General features: G+C 55.6%; 1 pseudogene. It reads right to left on the reverse strand.

What is annotated here, in order from left to right:
* Positions 1 to 436, reverse strand: a pseudogene (locus P4U43_RS18005) (hypothetical protein); the annotation flags it as partial.
* Between the last annotated feature and the right edge of the window lie 66 nt (positions 437 to 502).

The raw sequence follows: 502 nt of genomic DNA on the forward strand, positions 1-502 counted from the left end.
TCGGCTGCGTCAGCACATAACCGGTAAGCGCGTGGACGTCCCCTTGGTATCTGGCAATCAGGAAGTCGAAAAACCGGGCAAGGGTTCCTGCCTTACTTTCCCGTGTGCTCCGAGTGTTTCGTCGCTCTTGCCGCAGATAAGTCAGGAATCGATCGGCATCGGACGGCGAGGCCGTCCAGACCGGCTGCCCCAAGAAACGGGTGAACTCGAAAATCACCGACCGTTCCGTTCGCACGAACTGATCAGTAAGCCCCGCACCCACCTGGGCCAGCGCAAACTGATCCACCAACTCCTGCTCAAAATCCTCCTCGTCCTGCAAAGATTGCAGTGCCCGGCTGAAACCGATGGAGCGGACGGTAGCAAGCGCCATCACATACACCTGGGTTCGGTAATATTTAGCACTGATCATGAATATCACAAAGACTTCAGGAATCATGAAACTACGTCACAAATCGTTCCACCCATCAAAACCCGGACCTTCGCCAGATCCCGCGCGGAATGG

It is taken from the genome of Arthrobacter vasquezii (assembly GCF_029455255.1).
Lineage (GTDB): Bacteria > Actinomycetota > Actinomycetes > Actinomycetales > Micrococcaceae > Arthrobacter_D > Arthrobacter_D parietis.